The sequence below is a fragment of the Pseudomonas oryzihabitans genome (assembly GCF_007665395.1).
Taxonomy (GTDB): Bacteria; Pseudomonadota; Gammaproteobacteria; order Pseudomonadales; family Pseudomonadaceae; genus Chryseomonas; species Chryseomonas psychrotolerans_C.
On the sequence record NZ_VDND01000008.1, the window covers coordinates 258,942 to 280,074 of the forward strand.

The window sequence follows — 21,133 nt, forward strand, 5'->3', positions numbered from 1 at the left end:
CCTCAGAACCGCCAGCTCAACTTGGCGTTGAGGTCCTGGTCCTTGCTGCGGCCGCTCAATTGCCCGTCGTAGCCCAGGCCCAGCGAGACCGTCTCGCTCAGCGCCAGGTCCAGCGCACCCTGGACCACCGCCGCCTCGCGGGCGATGGGCGCGCCCACCAGCTTGAAGTCCGGCCCACCGGCGAACGCGGCCTCGTGCTCCGGCGTGGTGTCGCCGAAGGCATGGCGCCAGCCCAGGGTGGCACTGGGCACCACCTTCCAGTCACCCAGCGGCTTGCTCGCCAGGCGCAGGCCGAGGGTGCTGAAGGTCACGTCGGTGGTCTGCCGCGGATTGTCCAGCGCCAGGGCGCCGCTGCGCTCGTGGAAGCCATCGGTTTGCAGGTGCACCTGGGCCAGGTTGGCGAAGGGCGAGAGACTCAGGCTGCCCGCGTCGATCCGGTAGGCCAGTTCGCCGAAGGCCTGGGTGGTGCCGGCGTCGTAGTCCGGCGCCAGGCGCTGGTCGCTACCGAGGATCAGCAGCTCCCGGCGCGCTTCCACCGAGTGCCAGCTATGGGCCAGGCCGAACCTGAGGCTCAGGGCGTCCCACTGGGTACCGGCATAGAGCCCCAGGTGATAGTCGGTGCTGTCCGCCGAGCCGGATTCGTCGCGCAGGTCGAGATCGGTATGCCCGAAGCCCACCAGGGCACCGGCGCGCCAGCCATTGTCCAGCGGGATGTCGGCGCCGATCAGCAGGCCGCGGCTGTGGCTGTCCAGGCTGCTGGCGTCGTGGCTGCCGTCGTTGCGACCCCAGGCGCCGAGGGCCTGGGTCCAGACCAGGCCGCGCTCGGAGCTGCCGGCCAGGCCCTGGATGCCAGCGCTGGACGGCGCCTCGTCCTGGGCCTCGTGCAGCCGCTCGGCCATGGCGTTGCGGACCAGGCGGCTGTCTTCCACCAGCACGGTCTTGGTGGTGGCGTGCAGTTCGTTGCCCAGGCTCTGGAAGGTCGAGCGCGCGCCGGTGGCATTGGTCGCGGCGACCTGATTCCACAGCGCATTGCCAGCCACGGCCGCGTCCAGGCCGGCAGCGGCGGCGCGGGCGTTGCGGCCATCGGCCAGGTCGGCGAAGGCCACGCCATTGCGCGGCAGGCTCAGGGTCGCCTGGTTGGCGCCGTAGCTCAGGGTCGGGGTGAGGAAGGCGAAGTCGGACTGGATCGACCCGAAGCTGCCGCTCAGGCCGTTACCTGCGCTGAGCAGCTGGTAGCTGCCCAGCGGCTGCCAGTAGGGGCTGGAAACCAGCGCCAGGGTGGCGCCGTTGACGGCGATGCTGCCGTTGGCGACCAGGCGGTCGGCACGGCCGGTGGCATCGGTTTCGACCTGGTAGACAGAACCCTGGTCGAGGGTCACGTTGCCGTTGACGTTGAGCTGGCCCACCGAATTGCCGGGCGCCAGGATACCGCCCTGGGCCACCCGCAGGCTGCCGAGACTGCCGTTGCCGCCGAGGGTGGCGCCGGAGTTGACGGTGACCGCCGAATTGCCGAGGTTGCCATTGATGGCCAGGCGGCCCTGGTCGACGCGGGTGGTGCCGGAGAAGTCGCTGCTACCGGTCAGGCTCAGGGAGCCGACGCCGGTCTTCACCAGGCTGCCGGTGCCGTGCAGGTTGTTGGCGAGGGTGTCGTTGACCGACTGGTCCAGCACCAGGGTGGCGTTGTCGGTGATGTCGCCGCTGCCGAAGGCGTGGGCGTAGCCGCGCAGGGTACCGCCATTGATCAGCGTGCCGCCGCTGTAGGTGTTGAACCCGCTGAGGGTGAGTTCGCCGCTGCCGTTCTTGGTCAGGCTGCCGCTGCCGCCGATGTCGTTGCGCCAGGCGTCGCGGGCATTGAAGCCGCCCTGGCTGGCATCCATGGTGACGCTGACGTTGCCGTTGAAGGCGCCGTAGCCGTCGGCGGCGGCCATCAGGTTGAGTCGGCCATAGCCGTTGGATTCATCGATGACCACATAGCCGGAGGACAGCTCGGTACTGGCCAGGATGTCACGACGCTGGCTGGCGCTGAGGTAGGGGAAGCGCGTCTCCAGCAGCACCTCGGCGTTGACCGGCACCACCGGCGCCAGGTTGGTCGCGCCGATGGGGGCGAGGCCGTAGGTCAGCCGGGCCGTGTACAGCGCCTTGTCCTGGGCATGCTGCGATTGCTGGTCGGTGGCCGGATCGACGCTGGGCACGCAGTTGTTGATGTCGCCACCGCAGACCTGGGCGAAGTAGGCCTGGGCCTGGGCGAAGGCATCGCTGCGCAGCTGGGCATTGTTGACCAGGTTGTCGATGGCGAAATAGGTGGCGGTGATTCGCCCGCCGATCACGTCCAGCGGCGAGTGCATGCCGGCGACGATGCGGTTGTTGCCCAGCTCGGACGCGCGGAAGAGCTCCTCACCCAGTCGCTGGGGGACGGCGTAGCCGTAGCCGAGGGCGGACAGGTAGGCGGCGTTGGTGTGGCCACTGGGAAAGCCGCCGTCGGTCTGCGGCGTCTGGCTGCGCTCGGGGTGCAGCGAGGGCGCCACGATGTCCTCGCTGGTCTGCCGCCACGGCCGGGGATACTGGTAGAAGCTTTTCGCCGAACTGGTGGAGGCATCGTTGCGGATCGCCTTGACCAGTTGCGCGACCTTGCCCAGCTGGGAGTTGACGTCACCGGAGCCGTTGCCCTGGTCCTGGTATTGCACCGTCTGGGTGGACGCATCGAAAACCGGGATGGTGGTGAAGGCGCCCGAGCCGGCCAGGTAGGCGTTCGCCAGCGACCCCAGGCCACTGATCAGGCTGTAGCTCTGGTCGCGGCGATCATCGTAGTAGGCCGCCACTTCCTGGTCGTGGGTGCGGGTATGGGACAGGTCGATCACGTACTGCACGTTGCGCTGCAGAATGGGCGCCCCCAGCGCGGTCGGGGTGCCGGTGTTCCAGGTAGCCCCCGGCGTCCATAGTTTGTTGTAGCCCGACAGCAGATCGACGCCGTTGGTGGCGTTGCTGCTCGCCCGACTGGCAGCCTGCACCGACAGGGCCAGCAACGAGGCCGTGAATACCGCCGTCATCACCGCCGGTTTGTTACCTGAACGTTTCACCCACTCTTCCCCTTAGCGTTATGGATACAACTTGTTACAAGCTATGGGGCGGCGAGCCTAGAGCGGTTGTATGACGCTAAGACGGCGGTTTCAAGGCAGTTTGGCGACGCGGGTTCGAGGTAGCTTCTCCTTCGAGCAGCCGGGCAGAACGGGATTCGCACGCAGGCGCAGGTGCGACCGTCATTGGGGCGTGGCCCCGCTGTCCGGTAGAACCGTGACGACCTTCCGCGCCGGCTCGATCCGCGGCGCGAGGGCGCTACCGACCCGCGCGTACCGGCCAGGCCAGCGCCCTCCCCCACGCCAGGAGCGGGCCTGCCCTGAAGCTCGCCGTCGACCTCGGGCAACCCGCTACCCGTCAGAACTCTTCGTAGCTGACCTTCCAGAACAGGTCGATGCTGCCGTCGTCCCGATGGGCGACGATGACCCCCTCGGTCTCGCCGATGGCCTCGAGCAGCAGCTCCCAGTCCTCCGTCGCGGCATCCAGCCGCTCCACGTGCACGTGCTTGTCGATCACGCCACGCGCGGTGTTGACCAACCGCGAGACGCGCAGCGTCAGCCGATCGTAGGACGTCATCTCGGGCAACCTGTTGCGGTCCATGGGCGCAGGCTCCAGACTGTTCTTTTATACAGTATTAGGCGGCGGGCCCGCCTGGCAAGCCGTGGTCCTCTGCCAGGACGGCGGTGGGACAGCGAGCCATCGATCGAGCTACCGGCCAATCGCCCGGGCAGGACGATCACGGGGTGTCGACCGACGGGCATCGACGCGCGCGCGCCGAGAGGGCATCCGTCTAAGGGTAATGGCACCGCCTATCCACCGATAAAGCCCAGCGGTCCCCAAACCGAATGTGACCGAGATCACTTTTCCTGTTTTGGTTGTCAGACTACTCCGCAACGTCTCGACAGGTCTTCGGCAGGGTTCGCCCCCTCAGGCGGCGCCCCGTCGCAATCACTGTCAGCGGCAGATCGCGCGAGACTCCAACCCTATCCAAGATACGCATTTGACCTGCATTCGCACCTGATAACTTATCGCGATAACAGAATCGCGACGGATGCGGCCCGTCAACCCAGCTTTTTATCCAGGTAGTCCATATGCAGCACAATGGCTGGAATTTCCTCAGCAACATCAGCGTCCGCGCCAAGCTGGCGCTGGGTTTCTCGCTACTCATCGGCATGATCCTGCTGGTGGCCTACACCGGATGGCAAGCCACGGATGCCCTGCGTGATCGCAGCGAGCGGATCGGCGACATCTCCGGGTTCAGCACCCTGGCCCGGGACATGCGCATCGAGCGCCTCGTCTACATCCTCAAGGGCGACGATGCCCAGGCCGCCAAGTGGCTGGCCGCGCTCGACAAGATCGAGACCCAATTGCAGGACATCACCCCCAACTTCAACTCCAAGACCAACGAAGCCCTCCTGGGCGAGGCGCAGTCGGCGCTCAAGCGCTATCGCGACCTTTACAACCAGGTGGTGACGGCCACGCGCGAGCGGGCGGCCATCCAGCAGGCGGCCACCGCCAACGCGGAAACCGCCAATGCCGCGCTCCTGGCCCTGGCCGAGACCGCCAATGCCGAAGGCGGCCGCGTCGAAGACCGCCAGCAGGTCACCACCCTCTTCCTCGGCTTGCAGCAGATGCGCATCAGCCTGCGCAGCTACGCGGCCACGCCGAGCAAGGAAACCGAGACCGCCGCCCACCAGGCCCTCGATCAGGTCGAGGCCAGGGTCAAGGCGCTCGGGACCACCACCACCCTGCCCGCCGACGCCGTCCAACGGCTCGCCCGCGAGATCGCCGGCTACCAGCAGCGGCTGCAGCAGCTGATCGATGGCCAGGCGAAGGTCGACCAGGCACAGGCCGGTATTTCCGGCACCATCACCACCATCCTTGGACTCTCGGACAAGCTGACCGCGATCCAGCAGGACCTGCAGGTAACGGATGTGAGCGGCGCCCGTCAGCTGCTGCTGGTCTGGCTGGCCATCGCCATCGCCCTGGGGCTCGTCGGCGCCTGGCTGATCACGCGCTCCATCGTCCGTCCGCTCAAGGACACCGTTGCCCTGGCCCAGACGGTCGCCAGTGGCGACTTCACCCACCAGCTGGAAGTGACCCGCAAGGACGAACTGGGGGCGCTGCAGGCCAGCATGCAACAGATGACCATCAATCTGCGCGGGCTGATCGGCGAGATGAAGGATGGCGTCGTCCAGGTGGCCAGCGCCGCGGAGCAGCTGTCGGCGGTGACCGAGCAGACCAGCGCCGGTGTCCAGGCGCAAAAGGTCGAGACCGACCAGATCGCCACCGCGATGCAGGAAATGACCGCGACCACCCACGAGGTGGCGCGCAATGCCGGTGAAGCGGCCAAGTCCGCGCTGGAAGCCAGCCAGCAGGCATTGCAGGGCGACCAGGCGGTGAGCAAGGCGGTGACCCAGATCGAACTGCTGGCCAGCGAGATGGATGCGACCAAGACCGCCATGGCGGCCCTGCGCAATCATGCCGACAGCATCGGTGGGGTGCTCGACGTGATCAAGGCGGTATCCGAGCAGACCAACCTGCTGGCCCTGAACGCGGCCATCGAGGCCGCCCGGGCGGGCGAAGCCGGTCGCGGGTTCGCGGTGGTCGCCGACGAGGTGCGCGGCCTGGCCCAGCGTACCCGCAGCTCGACCGACGAGATCGCCCAGCTCATCACCGGGCTCAACCAGAGCACCGATCGGATGGCGGCGGTACTGGAGCAGAACATCCAGCTCACCGGCAGCAGCGTCGACCTGTCGCGGGAAGCGGGCGACATGCTCAAGCGCATCACCCAGTCGGTACGCAGCATCGAGTCGATGAACGAGCAGATCGCCTGCGCCGCGGAACAGCAGAGCGCCGCCGGGGAAGAGATCGGCCGCAACGTGACCAACGTGCGCGACATCTCCGACCAGACCGCCGCGGCCAGCGAGCAGACCGCTTCCTCCAGCATGGAACTGGCGCGCATCGGCGTCCGCCTGCAGGAAATGACCGCACGCTTCAAGGTGTGACGTTACCGGAAGGATCCGTCCCGCCTGGCCATGAGCGGCCGGGCGGACGGGGCGCACCGTCAGGTTCCCCAACGCAACCGCCGGTCATCCCGGATGGATCTTGGCGCGAGCCCCCTGGTCAATGGTGACATCATATTGATATCACATCCGTCGTCGGATGTTGCTTCCCTACCCTGAGTACGGGCTTACATGAAAACCTCTCCTGAGCTTGGTCGGCTGGTCGACCAGACGCTGGCCGTGCCCGTGGGGCCCTTCGCCTTCGCCCCGGTACTGGAACGCCTGTTCCACCGGGACATCCACGCCCAGCGCAGTCGCCACCTCACCCGCTGCCTGCTCATCGGCACCCTGAGCTACAACAGCTTCCTGCTCTGGTGGTGGCTGATGCGGCCGGATGCCCTGCCCTGGGCCGCCAGCCAGATGCTCGGGATCGCGACCCCTTTCACCCTGGTAATCGTCGGCCTGCTCCGGGTGGTGCCCATCCACTGGCGCGAAACCCTGGCCCTATTGCCCTTCTACCTGGGCCTGCTGGTGGTCTACAACCTGGTGATCAACGGCCCGGCCAGCCACGAGCTGAGCCAGACCCTGTTCATCTTCACCTGGCCGCTGATGCTGGTCTTCGCCAACACCTGCATGAAGAGCCCGCTGTTCCCGGCCCTGCTGTTCAATGGCTTCGCCCTCTCGGTGATCGGCTATGCCGTGCACCGGGCCCCGGTGTCGCCCATCGTCGGCGGCCTGATGATCACCAATGCCGTGGTGATGGCCTTCTTCTCGCTGTTGGCCAGCTACTGGCTCAACGTGGAGGGGCGCCGCTCCTACCTGTACAAGCTGCGCGAAGAGGTCCGCCTGGCCTCCCTGAATTCGGCCAACCAGGACCTGCAGATTCTCTCGGAAACCGACTCCCTCACCGGCCTGGCCAACCGCCGGCAGCTGCGTCCGCTGCTCGAAGACTTCTGGCAGCGGCGCCTGGCCGGTGGACAAGGCGCCGTGCTGCTGATCGACGTGGATCACTTCAAGCGCTACAACGACCACTATGGCCACCTCGCCGGCGACGAATGCCTGAGAACCGTGGCCAAGACGCTGGCCATCGGCCTGGGCCCCGGTGACCTGGTCGGCCGCTACGGTGGCGAGGAATTCGTCGTCGTGCTGGAACGGGTCGCCCCGGCCGAGGCCCTCACCGTGGCCGAGACCATCCTGCAGCGCGTGCGCGCGCTGGAGATCCCCCACCAGGGCCGGCAGGACGACAAGACCTACCTCACCGTCAGCATCGGTATCGCCCGTAGCGGCATCGCCGGGCTGAGCAGCGCCGACGACCTGCTGGACTGCGCGGATCGTGCCCTCTATCGCGCCAAGCGCGATGGCCGGGACCGGGTCTTCGAAGGCGGTACCGACGCGGTGCTGGGCGCGCCCCTCGACCATGCGGACCTGCTCACCCCCGACGATATCCGCAAGGGCCTGGGGAATGGCGAATTCCTGCTCCACTACCAGCCCATCTACCGGGTCCAGCCGCAACAGGTGGTCGGCTACGAAGCCCTGCTGCGCTGGCGGCATCCCACCCTGGGAATGGTCTCGCCGGACCTCTTCATCCCCCTGGCCGAACAGGGCAATTTCATCATCGCCCTGGGCGAATGGGTGGTGAAGGAAGCCTGCCTGGCCGCCAGCCAGTGGCCGGCCCACCTGAGCGTCTCCATCAATCTGTCGCCGCTGCAGTTCGCCGATCCCATGCTGCCCGAGCGGGTCGCGGCCGCCCTCAGGCTCTCCCGGCTGGCGGCCAACCGGCTGGTGCTGGAAATCACCGAAGGGGTGGAGCTGGTCATCGACACCAAGACCCGGCAGTCCTTCGCCCTCCTGCAGATGCTCGGCATCCGCATGGCCCTGGATGACTTCGGCAGCGGCTTCGCCGGTCTCGGCCCGATCCTGGAATTGCCGTTCCAACTGATCAAGCTGGACCGACGGATCCTGGCGATCCCGGACGAAGCGCAGCGCGGGGAGGTCCTGAACTCGCTGTTGCTGCTCGGCAAGGCCATGAAGCTGGACGTGCTCTGCGAGGGCGTGGAAACCCCCGAGCAATTGGCCCTGCTAAACCAGTTGGGGGTGCGGCTGGCGCAGGGCTATCTGCTGGGCAAGCCCGCGGCCGATCCGGTGTCGGGGGACCTGGTGCCCGCGACCAGCGCACCCTAGCCCACGGCCTCCAAGGACTGTAAGCCGCCAGGTATCACGCCACTGAGCGGAGCCGGCCATGGCCCTATGGACTGCCCGGCACGCCCTGGTCCCCGCGAGCGCTGCCAAGGTCGAAAATTTCCGGAAAAGGCTCTGGAGCGCGCTAAAGAGCCGCTGACGCCAGCCGACAACCTGGCGCTTACTGCGATCATTGTCTATCTGAAGAGCCATCCTCTCTGGAGCTTACGCATGTCGATCCTTCAACACGCCACCCTGGTGCGCGGCCTCACGCTGACCGCCAATGCCCTGGAGCAGCCGGCCACCGCCGGGCAGCTCGAGGGCCTCACCGGCCCCGCCGTCCTGCAAAGGGTTGCCGGTGGCGTGCGCCAGCTGCTGAGCAAGCAAGGCACCCTGGAAGCCCAGCTGCACGAGATGCAGGCGGAGATCGAACAGCTGACCGTCCGCCTGGCGGAGCGCGAAGCGGCGGTCCAGCGCCTGGCCACGCGCTTCGACCTGGTCAACCGCGCCACCAGCGAGGGCCTCTGGGACATGGAAGTGGTCGCCGGTGACCCGGTCAATCCACGCAATGCCTTCTGGTGGTCCGATCAGCTGCGCGCCCTGCTGGGCTTTCGCAACGAGCAGGACTTCCCCAACGAACTCGGCAGTTGGGCGAATCGCCTGCACCCCGAGGACAGCAAGCGCACCCTGGAGGCCTTCGCTCGCCACCTGACCGATCGCAGCGGCCATACGCCCTACGACATCGAATACCGGTTGGCGACCAAGAACGGCGAGTACCGCTGGTTCCGCGCCAGCGGCGAGACCCTGCGCGACAGCCAGGGCACCCCGCTGCGGGTCGCCGGCTCGCTGCGCGACATCCATGACCAACGGCTGCGCGACGCCGAACTCGAGGTCACCCTCACCCGCTTCGAGCTGGCGCGGGAAATGCTCAACGACGGCCTCTGGGACATGGAAGTGATTGCCGGCGATCCGGTCAATCCGCAGAACCCTTTCTGGTGGTCGCCGCAATTTCGTCGTCTGCTGGGCTTCGAGACCGTCGAGGAATTCCCCGACGTCCTGGACAGCTGGGCCTCGCGCCTGCACCCCGAGGACAAGCAGCGCAGCATCGACGCCTTCGGCGCGCATTTGACCGACCGCAGCGGCCAGACCGGCTTCGACATCACCTACCGCCTGAAATTGAAGAACGGCACCTATCGCTGGTTCAGAGCGCGCGGCCAGACCCGCCGCGCCAGCGATGGCACGCCCCTGCGCGTGGTCGGCGCCCTGACCGACATCCACGCCAGCCATGAGCAGAGCGACCTGCGCCAGGCCCAGGAAGCCCAGCATCAGGCGATGGAGAGCAACCTGAGAAACGTCACGGAAATCGTCAGCTCCATCCAGGGCATCGCCGCCCAGACCAACCTGCTGGCCCTCAACGCGGCGATCGAGGCCGCGCGTGCCGGCGAAGCCGGTCGTGGTTTCGCGGTGGTCGCCGATGAGGTGCGGAAACTGGCGACCAGGACCTCCGAGGCTACCCAGCGCGCCGCGGACATGATCCGCCAGTGACGGCGAGTCACCGCTGACGGCGAGGACCGCGCCCTGCCCGGTCCCGGCCCTCGCCGCGGCGCCCGGCAGGGCGAAGCGCTCGCCCTGCCGGGCGTCTGGCGCCGCTAGAGGTTGACGTCGGCCCCCAGCGGCGAACCTCGCGGGTGGCCGAGGGGACCAGCGCCCTGGCGTCCCGAAGCTCCGGCAGGCCGCTCGCTTCGACCTTTGGCCAGTAGCCTGAGTCCGGCAGGGCAATCCTTGCTAGGGTGACGTCTCCCAGGTTTCGAGCGGCCACCATGCACCTGAACCCCGCCCTGACCCCAACCACCACGGCCGACGCCGAGCTGCTGGTGACCATGCGTATCGCCGCGATGCGCGACAGCCTGGAGCGCCTCGGGCGCTTCGATCCCCGGCGTGCGCGGGAGCGCTTCCTGGGCACCTTCGATCCCGCCCTGTGCCGCTTCATCGAAGCCGGAGGCGTACGCGTGGGCTTTTGCGTCGTTCGCCCGCTGGCCGAGGCCTGGCACCTGGATCATCTGTATCTTCTGCCCGAGCACCAGGGCAAGGGCCTGGGCGGCGCAGTGCTGGGACAGATCCTCGCCGATGTCGATGCCTGCGGCCTGCCGATCCGCCTGGGCGCCCTGCGGGGCAGCAGGGCCAATGCGTTCTACCGGCGTCACGGCTTCGAGCCGGTAGAGGAGGCGGAGTGGGATATCTACTACCTGAGGCGCCCTGCTCCCGCGCGAGCCCCCACGGACCAGGCGGAAATGTGAACTGGGGATAGAACCGATCAGCGTGGCCACGGCTGTGTTTGAACCCGGCCGAGCCCGGCCGGTCAATCGTCTCGAGTGCTCCACACTCATCACCTCCAGGTTGGCGAATCTGTAGGCTTCGAACTGAGTTGTCCCCCGCTCCGGCGGGGGATTTTTTTGCCTACTCGCCGGCTCTCTAACGCCAAACCCGCGCACCGACGGTGCCGAGGCCGCCACGGGATCAGATCCGCGATGATACCGGGCGGCCGAACGGGCTGAGCTGGATCTTCCCGTCGCTATAGAGAAGCGCCCTCGCCCGCAACGGACGCCGCGAACTACGGCCTGACGCGCCGAACACAATCCCAGCGGCTGGGTCAAACGAATGCCCGCCGGTGCGGCGCTGACATCCACGCCGGTCAACGCGCCTGGGAGGCCTTGCCAGTCCGGCAATCTCCAACCGTCTCCCGGGCGAAGGGCCCTTCTGCCAGGGCCGCGATGGCTGTCCATGCCCGCCTGCCAGACCAGCCCCCGCCAAGACAGCCTGCCCTGCCGGTGCCTACCTGCTCGAAAAATGCGTACCTCTGTAACGGCGTCACGCTCGCCAGCGGCAGCTGCTGCTCGTTGCTGTAAGCAGCGGAGATAGGACGCCACCGCGGCCTTGGTGACCTAGGTGGCTGGCCGAAGAGCTAGAGCGTTTCCGCCAGCTGATTCCCTTGCATATTAAGCGGAGAAACAGGCGAGGACAGAGTATCCAATTGTGATGTCTTAACCCTGCAAGGCCTTTTATAGTAAAACAAATCTTGAACGTTATCTGACAACTCACCCATAAAAAGCCAAAGCTGAAAACAGGAAATATTTAATTACTTTTAAGCAAGTGACGATCTGTTACATTCATCAGCTAGCTACGTTATCTAATCCACACCATTCGAAAGGACTCGTCATGACCTTCCATAAGCACATGCGCCGAGAGATGCAGTGGCCCATGACGCTCACAGTGGCCGCGGGAATCGTGGCACTCGTGGCAGCCTGGAGATTGAACCCCTTGGGACCGCGGCCCCTGGCGGACCATGATTATCTGCTCTTTGGACTGCTTCTGGCCATTACAGCGATAATAACAATTTCAAAGAATATCTTTGTCTGGCGCTTGATAGGCCCGATGCAGACCGTCTTCATCGCGTTACTCTTCGAGCGGGAAGTCGCTCATCTGGGCGCTCTGATAGACATGTGGGGCATGGTAACCACCACCCTTATCGCCATGGGGATTTCCATATTATTTGTCAGCACGCTCGACTATCTCATCACCTTGTTCGCGGTATGGGTGATCATGTGGCAGGTCAACAGTGCCGGTGCCAATCCGCTATTCGACAATATCTTCTATCTTCACGTGGTCATCACTACGGCTCTTGGCACCTGTTTGAACGCGACCTATGTAAAGACCATGAAGCGCGTTTACGAACTGATGAAGAATTACCGGAACTTGTCGCAGATAGACTTTCTGACCAAGGCACCGAATCGCCGCTCCTTGATGGATGCCATCCAGACCACCGTTGAATCGTGCATCGACACGAGATCCGAGAATTGCTGGTTCCTGATGCTGGATATCGACTACTTCAAGAAGATCAATGACAAGCTGGGCCACGCACGGGGCGATGACGTGCTGATCCACCTCTCGCAGTTGATCAGGGAAGATCCTATCAAGCACCAGTTCGGCCGTCTGGGTGGGGAAGAATTCGGCATCCTCTACCAGGACCGTACGGAAGAGGAGGTGCTGAAAAGCGTCGAAGCCCTGCTGAGCGCCGCCCTCACCTACTCGCCCTGCCCTTACAGCTTCAGCGCCGGCCTGACCAAGATCCGGGTCACCAGCGACCTGTCCAACATCCTCTTCCAGGCCGACCAGGAGTTGTACAACGCCAAGCGCGAGGGCAGAAGCCGCGCTTACTATCTTGGCAGACCCTTCTATGTGACCCCTATCCCCGAGGTGAGCCGTGACGATGGTCTGGTGATCGCGGAACTGGGCATGGCGCCTTGAGACCTGCATTGCCAGTAACCGCTGCACGCCGAGACCGTGCATAGCCGGACCCCCACCCGCGACAGCGCCTCTGTACCCTTACCGGCGATCCATCGAATCTGCGGATGAATGACCGCCGCGCCTGATGTCATCGGCGCGAGGCCGTCCTGCGGAAAATGCCACCGGCCGGGCTGACCTGCCCACTTTCGCAACCGCGCCAGCCTACCGGGCGACCTGCGCTGGCCGCCGAGGCGGCCTTTTTCCACAGGCGACTCCGCTGGGTGGTCCGCAGCACATGATGACCAACAGCGATGCCCGAACGTAGGCTGGGGCGCCGGCCCCGTGCCAGCTCGGGCAAACGGTCAGGGAAGTTCGCGTCCGGGCTTTGGCTCGGTCTCCTTCGCTTCGTCGCGCTTTGCAGGCGGTTCGGGCCCGCCTGGCCCATAGTGCCAGCTGCCCTCTTGCCTGGAGCCGTCTTTTCCTATACTTGTATATACATGCAATGTCATTAGTTCAACCGCTCGCAGGCCCCATCATGACCGACTCCACCCGCCATCGCTCCGTAACCATCCGCGCTCCCCGGGGCACCCAGCTCAACGCCCGTAGCTGGTTCACCGAGGCGCCCCTGCGCATGCTGATGAACAACCTCGATCCCGAGGTCGCCGAGAATCCCGAGGCGCTGGTCGTCTATGGCGGTATCGGGCGGGCCGCGCGCAACTGGGCGTGCTACGACGCCATCGTCGCCAGCCTCAAGACACTGGGTGACGACGAGACACTGCTGGTGCAATCGGGCAAGCCGGTCGGCGTATTCAAGACCCACAGCAACGCGCCGCGCGTGCTGATCGCCAACTCCAACCTGGTGCCGCACTGGGCGAGCTGGGAGCACTTCAACGAACTCGACGCCAAGGGCCTGGCCATGTACGGCCAGATGACCGCGGGTAGCTGGATCTATATCGGCAGCCAGGGCATCGTCCAGGGCACCTACGAAACCTTCGTCGAGGCCGGGCGCCAGCACTATGAGGGCAATCTCCAAGGGCGCTGGGTGCTGACCGCCGGCCTCGGCGGCATGGGCGGCGCCCAGCCGCTGGCCGCGACCCTGGCCGGTGCCTGTTCGCTGAACATCGAATGCCAGCAGAGCCGGATCGACTTCCGCCTCAAGACCCGCTACGTCGATGAGCAGGCCAAAGATCTGGACGATGCCCTGGCTCGTCTCGACCGCTACACCCGCGACGGCCGTGCCATCTCCATCGCCCTGCAGGGCAACGCCGCCGAGATTCTGCCCGAGCTGGTACGGCGCGGCGTCCGCCCGGACCTGGTCACCGACCAGACCAGCGCCCACGATCCGCTCAATGGCTATCTGCCGGCCGGCTGGACCTGGGAAGAATATCGCGCGCGCGCCCTCGTCGAACCGGCGGAGGTGGTCAGGGCAGCCAAGGCTTCCATGGCCCGGCACGTGCGCGCCATGCTCGACTTCCAGCGCCAGGGCGTACCCACCTTCGACTACGGCAACAACATCCGCCAGATGGCCAAGGACGTCGGTGTGGATGACGCCTTCGCCTTCCCCGGTTTCGTCCCGGCCTATATCCGCCCGCTGTTCTGCCGGGGTATCGGGCCCTTCCGCTGGGCGGCGCTGTCCGGTGACGCCGAGGACATCTATCGCACCGATGCCAAGGTCAAGGAACTCATCCCCGATGACGCCCATCTGCACCACTGGCTGGACATGGCGCGCGAGCGCATCGCCTTCCAGGGGCTGCCGGCGCGTATCTGCTGGGTCGGCCTCGGACAGCGCGCCAAGCTCGGCCTGGCCTTCAACGAGATGGTGCGCACGGGCGAACTCAAGGCGCCCATCGTCATCGGCCGCGACCACCTGGATTCGGGTTCGGTGGCCAGTCCCAACCGCGAGACCGAGGCCATGCGCGATGGCTCCGACGCCGTCTCCGACTGGCCGCTGCTCAACGCCCTCCTAAATACTGCCAGCGGCGCCACCTGGGTGTCGCTGCACCATGGCGGTGGCGTGGGCATGGGCTTCTCGCAGCACTCGGGCATGGTCATCGTCTGCGATGGCTCCGATGAAGCCGCCGAACGCATCGCCCGGGTGCTGACCAACGACCCGGCCACTGGGGTGATGCGTCACGCCGATGCGGGCTACGAGATCGCCATCGAGTGCGCGCACGAGCAAGGCTTGAACCTGCCGATGATCACCAAGCCTCAGGCGTAATAGGTGGCGCGGTGGTGGCCCTGCCGCCGCCACTGGCGCCTTTCAGGGTCCCGGCCTCCCCGGCTGCCTGCGCTGGGCACCGGTGGCGGCTCACCATCGCGCAGGTCCTGTATGTCCGAGTCCGCTTCCTCGCCGTCGCTGATCGAACGGCGCTCCATCGATTACATCCCGCCCCACGAACGCCATGGCCGGCTGTACAGCCAGTTCACCCTCTGGCTGGGGGCAAACCTGCAGATCACCGCCATCGTCACCGGCGCCCTCGCCGTGGTGCTGGGCGGCGATGTCTTCTGGTCGCTCTGGGGGCTGTTGCTCGGCCAGGTGCTCGGCGGCACGGTGATGGCCCTGCACGCCGCCCAGGGGCCGCGCCTGGGGCTGCCGCAGATGATCTCCAGCCGGGTGCAATTCGGCGTCCAGGGCGCGGCCGTGCCCCTGGTGCTGGTCTGCCTGATGTACCTGGGCTTCACCGCCACCGGCACGGTGCTCTCGGGGCAGGCGCTCGGCCAACTGCTCCAGGTCAGCGACAGCCTGGGCATCCTCATCTTCGCTGCGGTCATCGTGCTGGTCACGGTGCTGGGCTATAGAGCCATCCACCTGCTGGGACGGCTGGCCAGCGTCCTGGGGGTGATCGCTTTCTGCTACCTGTTCAGCCGGGTGCTCAGCGTCGGCGATGTACCGGCGCTGGTGCAGAATCGGCAGTTCAGCTGGAGCGGCTTCCTGCTCGCCGTGTCCCTGGCCGCCTCCTGGCAGATCGCCTATGGCCCCTACGTGGCCGACTACTCGCGCTACCTGCCCGCCCGCACCTCGCCGCTGAAGACCTTTCTCGCGGTGGGCGCCGGTTCGGTGCTGGGGGCCCAGACCGCCATGGTGCTCGGGGTCTTCGCCGCGGCCATGGCCAACGGCCGCTTCGCCGGCCATGAGGTCGCCTTCATCGTCGGCCTGGGGGGCAGCGGCGCGACGGCCGCGTTGCTCTATTTCAGCATCGCCTTCGGCAAGGTCACCATCTCCACCCTGAACTCCTATGGCAGCTTCATGTGCCTCGCCACCCTGATCAGCGGCTTCCGCGGCGAAGTCGAGATCAGTCCACGGCAGCGGCTGCTGTTCGTCCTGGCCATCGTCGGCGCGGCCACCCTGATCGCCCTGCTCGGCCAAGGCGCCTTCCTGCTGGCGTTCAAGTCCTTCATCCTCTTCCTGCTGACCTTCTTCACGCCGTGGAGCGCGATCAACCTGGTCGACTACTACCTCATCACCCGTGAACGCTACGACCTGGCGGCGCTGGCCGACCCGAACGGCCGCTACGGGCGCTGGAACGGTACCGGCCTGACCGTCTATGTCATCGGTGTGCTGATCCAGCTGCCCTTCCTGTCGACCAAGCTCTACACCGGCCCGCTGGTTGCCCACCTGGGTGGGGTCGACATTTCCTGGGTCATCGGCCTGCTGGTGCCGGCCCTGCTCTACTGGCTGCTGGCCCGCCGTCACGCGGCCGCACCGGCCTACCCCTTGCGTGAGGACACCCCATGAAGCTCTGGTACAACTGCCAGGCCGCCACCCTGGTCGATGGGGTCTATGGCGTCCTGGAAAATGCGGCCCTGCTGGTCGATGGTGAGCGTTTGCACTGGGTCGGTCCGCTGGCCGAACTGCCCTCGATCGCGATCAGCGAGCGGCATGACCTAGGGGGTGCCTGGGTCACGCCCGGCTTGATCGATTGCCATACCCACCTGGTCTTCGGCGGCGATCGCAGTGGCGAATTCGAGCAGCGCCTGCAGGGCACCAGCTATGCCGAGATCGCCGCGGCCGGCGGCGGTATCGCCAGCAGCGTCCGCGCCACCCGCGCCGCCAGCGAGGACGAATTGCTGGCCAGCGCCCTGCGCCGCGCCCGCCCGCTGCTGGCCGAAGGCGTTACCGTGCTGGAAGTGAAATCCGGCTACGGCCTGGACCTGGCCAGCGAACGCAAGATGCTGCGGGTGGCACGCCGACTGGGCGAGGCATTGCCGGTCACGGTACGCACCACCTGCCTGGCCGCCCATGCCCTGCCCCCGGAATTCGCCGGCCGGGCCGATGACTACATCACCGCGATCTGCGACGACTGGCTCCCGCAACTGGCTGCCGAGGGGCTGGTCGACGCGGTGGATGCCTTCTGCGAGCACCTGGCCTTTTCCCCGGCGCAGGTCGAGCGCGTCGTCCAGACCGCCGCCCGGCTCGGCCTGCCGGTCAAGCTGCACGCCGAACAACTTTCGGTACAGCACGGCGCGGCGCTCGCGGCTCGCTATGGCGCACTGTCGGCCGATCACCTGGAGTACCTGGTCGAGGAAGACGTGGTGGCCATGGCCGCTGCCGGCACCGTGGCAGTCCTGCTGCCCGGCGCCTTCCTCACCCTGCGCGAGACGCAATTGCCACCGGTGACCGCCCTGCGCACCCATGGCGTGCCCATCGCCCTGGCCAGCGACGCCAACCCGGGCACCTCGCCGGTGCTGTCGTTGCGGCTGATGCTCAACCTGGGCTGCACCCTGTTCGGCCTCACCCCGGAAGAAGCCCTGGCCGGTGTCACCCTGAATGCCGCCCGGGCGCTCGGCCTCGCGGACCGCTACGGCAGTCTGGAAGCGGGCAAATACGCCGATTTCATCGCCTGGGACATCACCCGCCCCGCCGAACTGGCCTACTGGCTCGGCGGCCAACTCGACACCCGCATCATCCGCCACGGCAAGGAGCTCGCCCGTGTCTGACACCTTCAAGTTCACTCGCGGCCAGGTGCCGTTGCTGATCAGCATGCCGCATCCCGGCACCCGTCTCACCCGCGCCGTCGAGCAGGGCCTGGTGCCCGCCGGCCAGGCCCTCGCCGACACCGATTGGCACATTCCCCGGCTCTATGCCATGGCCGAGGAATTGGGCGCCAGCCGGCTGGAGGCGCTCTATTCGCGCTACGTCATCGATCTGAACCGGCCCGACGATGACGTACCCCTCTACAGCAGCGCCACCACCGGGCTCTTCCCGGACGTGCTCTTCGATGGCAGCCCGCTGTTCCGCGACGGCCTGGCGCCAGATGCTGCGGCCCGCCAACAGGCGCTGGAGGAAATCTGGCGGCCCTATCACCAGACCCTAGTGGCGGAACTGCAGCGGCTGCGCGAGACCTTCGGCTATGCGCTGCTGTGGGATGCCCATTCCATCTGCTCGCGCATACCGCGGTTGTTCGACGGCCAGTTGCCGGATCTCAACTTCGGTACCTTCGACGGCGCCAGCTGCGCGCCGGAACTGACCAGCCGCCTGCAGGCGGTCGCCGGTGGCCAGCAACGCCTGACCCACGTCTTCAATGGCCGCTTCAAGGGCGGCTTCATCACCCGCCACTATGGCGCGCCCGACCAGCACATCCATGCCGTGCAACTAGAACTGGCGCAATGCACCTACATGGACGAGGCACCGCCCTTCGGCTATCGCGAGGATCGCGCCACCCCTACCCAGGACGTCCTGCGCCAGTTGCTCGAGGCGGCGTTGGTTTGGGGGCGCGAGCGCTACGGTCGTTGACCGGTGCGGTCCCCAACTCGCGGGGACCGCTTGCCGCTTCAGTCGAGCAGGGTACGCAACACCTCGGCGAATTCACGGGCGCTGGTGGCTTCGTCAGGATGCCGCCCCTCCTGCACCACCCAACGCCCGCCGACCATCACGTCGCGCACCTGGCGATCACTCCCGGCGAACAGCCAACGATTGAGCACGGCCTCCGCCGGTACGCTGGACAGGTAGGGATCGGCGCCATCCAGGACCACCCAGTCGGCACGCCGACCGACCGCCAGCGCGCCTATCTGCTGGCCCAGGGCCGCGGCGCCACCCTGCAGGGCCTGCTCGAACAGCTGGTGGCCGACATTGGGCTGGCGCGCGCCGACCAGACGATTGCGCTGCTGATCGCGCAGGCGCTGGCCATACTCGAGCCAACGCAATTCCTCGACCGGGCTGACACTCACATGGCTGTCCGAGCCGATGCCGAAGCGCCCGCCCACCGCGAGGAAATCCGTCGCCGGAAAAATCCCGTCACCCAGGTTAGCCTCGGTGGTCGGGCAGAGGCCGGCGATGGCCCGACTCTGCGCCATCAGGCCGACTTCGTGGGGTAGCGCATGGGTGGCATGGACCAGGCACCAGCGCTCATCCACCGCCACCTGCTCGTATAGCCACTCGAGGGGCCGGCGCCCGCTCCAGGCCAGGCAGTCGTCCACCTCCTTCTGCTGCTCGGCGATATGGATGTGCACCGGCCAGCGGGCATCCGTCGCCGCCAATACCGTGGCGAGTTGCTCGCCGCTGACGGCGCGTAGCGAATGAAAGCACAGGCCCAGCCGCTGCCGGTCATCCAGCACCGCCGCCAGGCGGGGCAAGAGCTCCAGGTAACTGTCGGTGGTATGCAGGAAGCGCCGCTGGCCCGCGGTCGGCGCCTGGGCGCCGAAGCCGCTGTAGCTGTAGAGCACCGGCAGCAGGGTCAGGCCGATGCCCGCACTGCGCGCCGCCTGGGCGATACGCCCGCCCAGCTCTGCGGGATCGGCGTAGGGATGCCCTTGAGGATCGTGGTGCACGTAGTGGAATTCGGCCACGGCGGTATAGCCGGCCTTGAGCATCTCGATGTACAGCTGGCGTGCCACCACCTCCAGTTGCTCCGGCTCGAGCCGGCCCACCAGGCGATACATCAGGTCGCGCCAGGTCCAGAAACTGTCCTGGGTGGCACCCGCCACCTCGGCCAAGCCGGCCATGGCCCGCTGGAAGGCGTGGGAGTGCAGATTGGGCATGCCGGGCAGCAGCGGGCCTCGCACCCGTTCCGCGCCGTCCGACGAACCCTGGGGCTGGACGCCGAGCAGACAGCCCTGCGCGTCTACCTCCAGGCGCACGTCCGTCGCCCACCCTTCGGGTAGCAGCGCCCTTTCCGCAAAAAAAGCCGGCATAATCGACCTCATCCTAGCTATGGCTAACATGTATATACATATACAGACATAAGCGAATTCGGTAAACTGCTGTCTGTCCTCCAAGGGGCCCCTCATGCCGTCATCCTCGACTCCCGCCCAAGCACCCAAGGCCGCGCCCGCGCCCTTCTATGAGCAGGTCAAGCAACTCATCCTGCGGCAGATCCATTCGGGCGCCTGGCCGCCGCACCAGAAGATTCCTTCCGAAGCCGAGCTGGTCGCCCAGCTGGGCTTCAGCCGCATGACGGTGCACCGCGCCTTGCGCGAGCTGACCAGCGACGGCCTGCTGGTGCGGATGCAGGGCGTGGGCACCTTCGTCGCCGAACCCAAGGGCCAGGCCGCTCTCTTCGAGGTGCACAACATCGCCGACGAGATCGCGTCCCGGGGCCACCGCCATCGACTCGAGGTGATCCGGATGGGCAGTGAAACGGCCAATGGCGAGCGTTCGCTGGCGCTGGGGGTTCGCGAAGGCCAGCCGGTGTTCCATTCGCTGATCGTGCACTATGAAAACGACGTGCCGGTGCAGATCGAGGATCGCTACGTAAATCCCGCGGTGGCACCCGAGTACCTCGACCAGGACTTCGGCAGTGAAACGCCCTATGTCTACCTCAATCGTCTCGCCCCCCTGACCGAAGGCGAGCATGTGGTCGAGGCGGTCCTCGCCTCCCCCGAGGAGCAGCAACTGCTGCGCATTCCCGCCGAGGAGCCCTGCCTGTTGATCCGTCGGCGTACCTGGTCGGGCCGCCGCACCGTCACCAGCGCCAGGCTGCTGTACCCGGGCAGTCGCTATCGCCTGGAAGGCCATTTCGGCTCATGAGCGAATTCACGTGGCTTCCCGCCGCGGGGCACCGGCGCATGCCCTGGCGTAACGGTCTCGGGACCACCCTCGAGATCGCGCGCGATACGCCCGCCACGGCGGACGACTTCGGCTGGCGCCTGTCACTGGCGGACGTGACGCAATCCGGGGCCTTTTCCCCATTCGCTGGCCTGACGCGGATCATCAGCGTGATCGCAGGCGCCGGCATGCGGCTGCATATCGACGAAGTGGCCACGCCCGCCCTGGGTCGCTGGCAGCCATACGTCTTCTCCGGCGCGGCCCGCGTCAACTGTGAGCTGCTCGAGGGGCCCATTCGCGACCTCAACCTGATCTATCGCGCCGACCGCTATGACGCCGAGCTGGAATGGATAGCATTGGCCGGCGCCCTGCGGCTCACCGAGCCTCGGACGCTGATCCTGTTCTGCGGCGAGGGCTCCGTGCAGGTCCGGCAAGCCGAGGAGTCGGTCACCCTCGGTCCGCTGGACGCCCTGTACCTGCCACCGCAATCAACGCCACCTCAGTTGACTATACAAGGGACCGCGCAGCTCTGCGTGATCCGGCTGCTAGCTGTGTAAACCCAGTACGTTGTTCAGTGGCAACGGAGCCCGACTGATGGGCGGTTTGT

General features: G+C 66.5%; 13 protein-coding genes and 2 pseudogenes. 12 read left to right on the forward strand and 3 right to left on the reverse strand.

Annotated features, from left to right (window positions below; genetic code table 11):
* Window positions 1-2: 2 nt before the first annotated feature.
* Both FSV73_RS17720 and FSV73_RS17725 read right to left on the reverse strand, forming a co-directional pair.
* Window positions 3-3,047 carry an autotransporter domain-containing protein gene (locus FSV73_RS17720; protein ID WP_145009207.1) on the reverse strand — a complete coding sequence of 1,015 codons (3,045 nt, stop codon included), beginning with the start codon at window positions 3,045-3,047 and terminating at the stop codon, window positions 3-5.
* 385 nt (window positions 3,048-3,432) lie between these two features.
* Window positions 3,433-3,651 (reverse strand): DUF1654 domain-containing protein, encoded by a 219-nt coding sequence (locus tag FSV73_RS17725; RefSeq protein WP_260856105.1) that lies wholly within the window; start codon window positions 3,649-3,651, stop codon window positions 3,433-3,435.
* Between the two features lie 515 nt (window positions 3,652-4,166).
* On the opposite strand from FSV73_RS17725, the gene FSV73_RS17730 reads away from it, so the two are divergent.
* From FSV73_RS17730 to hutG, 10 genes and pseudogenes are all read left to right on the forward strand, one after another.
* A complete protein-coding gene (locus FSV73_RS17730; protein ID WP_145009163.1) occupies window positions 4,167-6,083 on the forward strand; it encodes a HAMP domain-containing methyl-accepting chemotaxis protein in 1,917 nt (638 codons plus the stop codon).
* 189 nt (window positions 6,084-6,272) lie between these two features.
* Window positions 6,273-8,261, forward strand: a complete 1,989-nt coding sequence (locus FSV73_RS17735) for a putative bifunctional diguanylate cyclase/phosphodiesterase (protein ID WP_145009165.1) — start codon at window positions 6,273-6,275, stop codon at window positions 8,259-8,261.
* A 528-nt stretch (window positions 8,262-8,789) separates the two neighbouring features.
* A pseudogene (locus FSV73_RS26195) lies at window positions 8,790-9,524 on the forward strand (PAS domain-containing protein); the annotation flags it as partial.
* Window positions 9,510-9,794, forward strand: a pseudogene (locus FSV73_RS26200) (methyl-accepting chemotaxis protein); the annotation flags it as partial. The pseudogenes FSV73_RS26195 and FSV73_RS26200, both read left to right, overlap by 15 nt.
* Before the next feature lie 284 nt (window positions 9,795-10,078).
* On the forward strand, window positions 10,079-10,555 hold the full coding sequence (locus FSV73_RS17745; RefSeq protein ID WP_145009167.1) for a GNAT family N-acetyltransferase: 477 nt from the start codon (window positions 10,079-10,081) through the stop codon (window positions 10,553-10,555).
* Window positions 10,556-11,474: 919 nt separating this feature from the next.
* The gene (locus FSV73_RS17750) at window positions 11,475-12,563 is read left to right on the forward strand and encodes a GGDEF domain-containing protein (RefSeq protein ID WP_145009169.1); all 1,089 of its coding nucleotides are present in this window, start codon (window positions 11,475-11,477) and stop codon (window positions 12,561-12,563) included.
* Window positions 12,564-13,077: 514 nt separating this feature from the next.
* A complete protein-coding gene (gene hutU / locus FSV73_RS17755; RefSeq protein WP_145009171.1) occupies window positions 13,078-14,760 on the forward strand; it encodes a urocanate hydratase in 1,683 nt (560 codons plus the stop codon).
* 111 nt (window positions 14,761-14,871) lie between these two features.
* Window positions 14,872-16,278: a purine-cytosine permease family protein gene (locus FSV73_RS17760; RefSeq protein WP_145009174.1), complete on the forward strand. Its 1,407-nt coding sequence runs from the start codon at window positions 14,872-14,874 to the stop codon at window positions 16,276-16,278.
* Window positions 16,275-17,480, forward strand: coding sequence for an imidazolonepropionase (hutI, locus tag FSV73_RS17765; protein WP_145009176.1), 1,206 nt, complete (start codon window positions 16,275-16,277; stop codon window positions 17,478-17,480). Before FSV73_RS17760 ends, hutI begins: the two co-directional genes overlap by 4 nt.
* On the forward strand, window positions 17,473-18,276 hold the full coding sequence (hutG, locus tag FSV73_RS17770; RefSeq protein WP_145009178.1) for an N-formylglutamate deformylase: 804 nt from the start codon (window positions 17,473-17,475) through the stop codon (window positions 18,274-18,276). Before hutI ends, hutG begins: the two co-directional genes overlap by 8 nt.
* A gap of 38 nt (window positions 18,277-18,314) precedes the next feature.
* Here hutG and FSV73_RS17775 read toward each other — a convergent pair whose 3' ends face one another.
* Window positions 18,315-19,673, reverse strand: a complete 1,359-nt coding sequence (locus tag FSV73_RS17775) for a formimidoylglutamate deiminase (protein ID WP_145009180.1) — start codon at window positions 19,671-19,673, stop codon at window positions 18,315-18,317.
* A 94-nt stretch (window positions 19,674-19,767) separates the two neighbouring features.
* On the opposite strand from FSV73_RS17775, the gene hutC reads away from it, so the two are divergent.
* Both hutC and FSV73_RS17785 read left to right on the forward strand, forming a co-directional pair.
* The gene (gene hutC / locus FSV73_RS17780; RefSeq protein WP_145009182.1) at window positions 19,768-20,508 is read left to right on the forward strand and encodes a histidine utilization repressor; all 741 of its coding nucleotides are present in this window, start codon (window positions 19,768-19,770) and stop codon (window positions 20,506-20,508) included.
* Window positions 20,505-21,083: a HutD/Ves family protein gene (locus FSV73_RS17785; protein WP_145009184.1), complete on the forward strand. Its 579-nt coding sequence runs from the start codon at window positions 20,505-20,507 to the stop codon at window positions 21,081-21,083. The genes hutC and FSV73_RS17785 overlap by 4 nt, the downstream gene beginning before the upstream one ends.
* The last annotated feature ends 50 nt before the right edge of the window (window positions 21,084-21,133 follow it).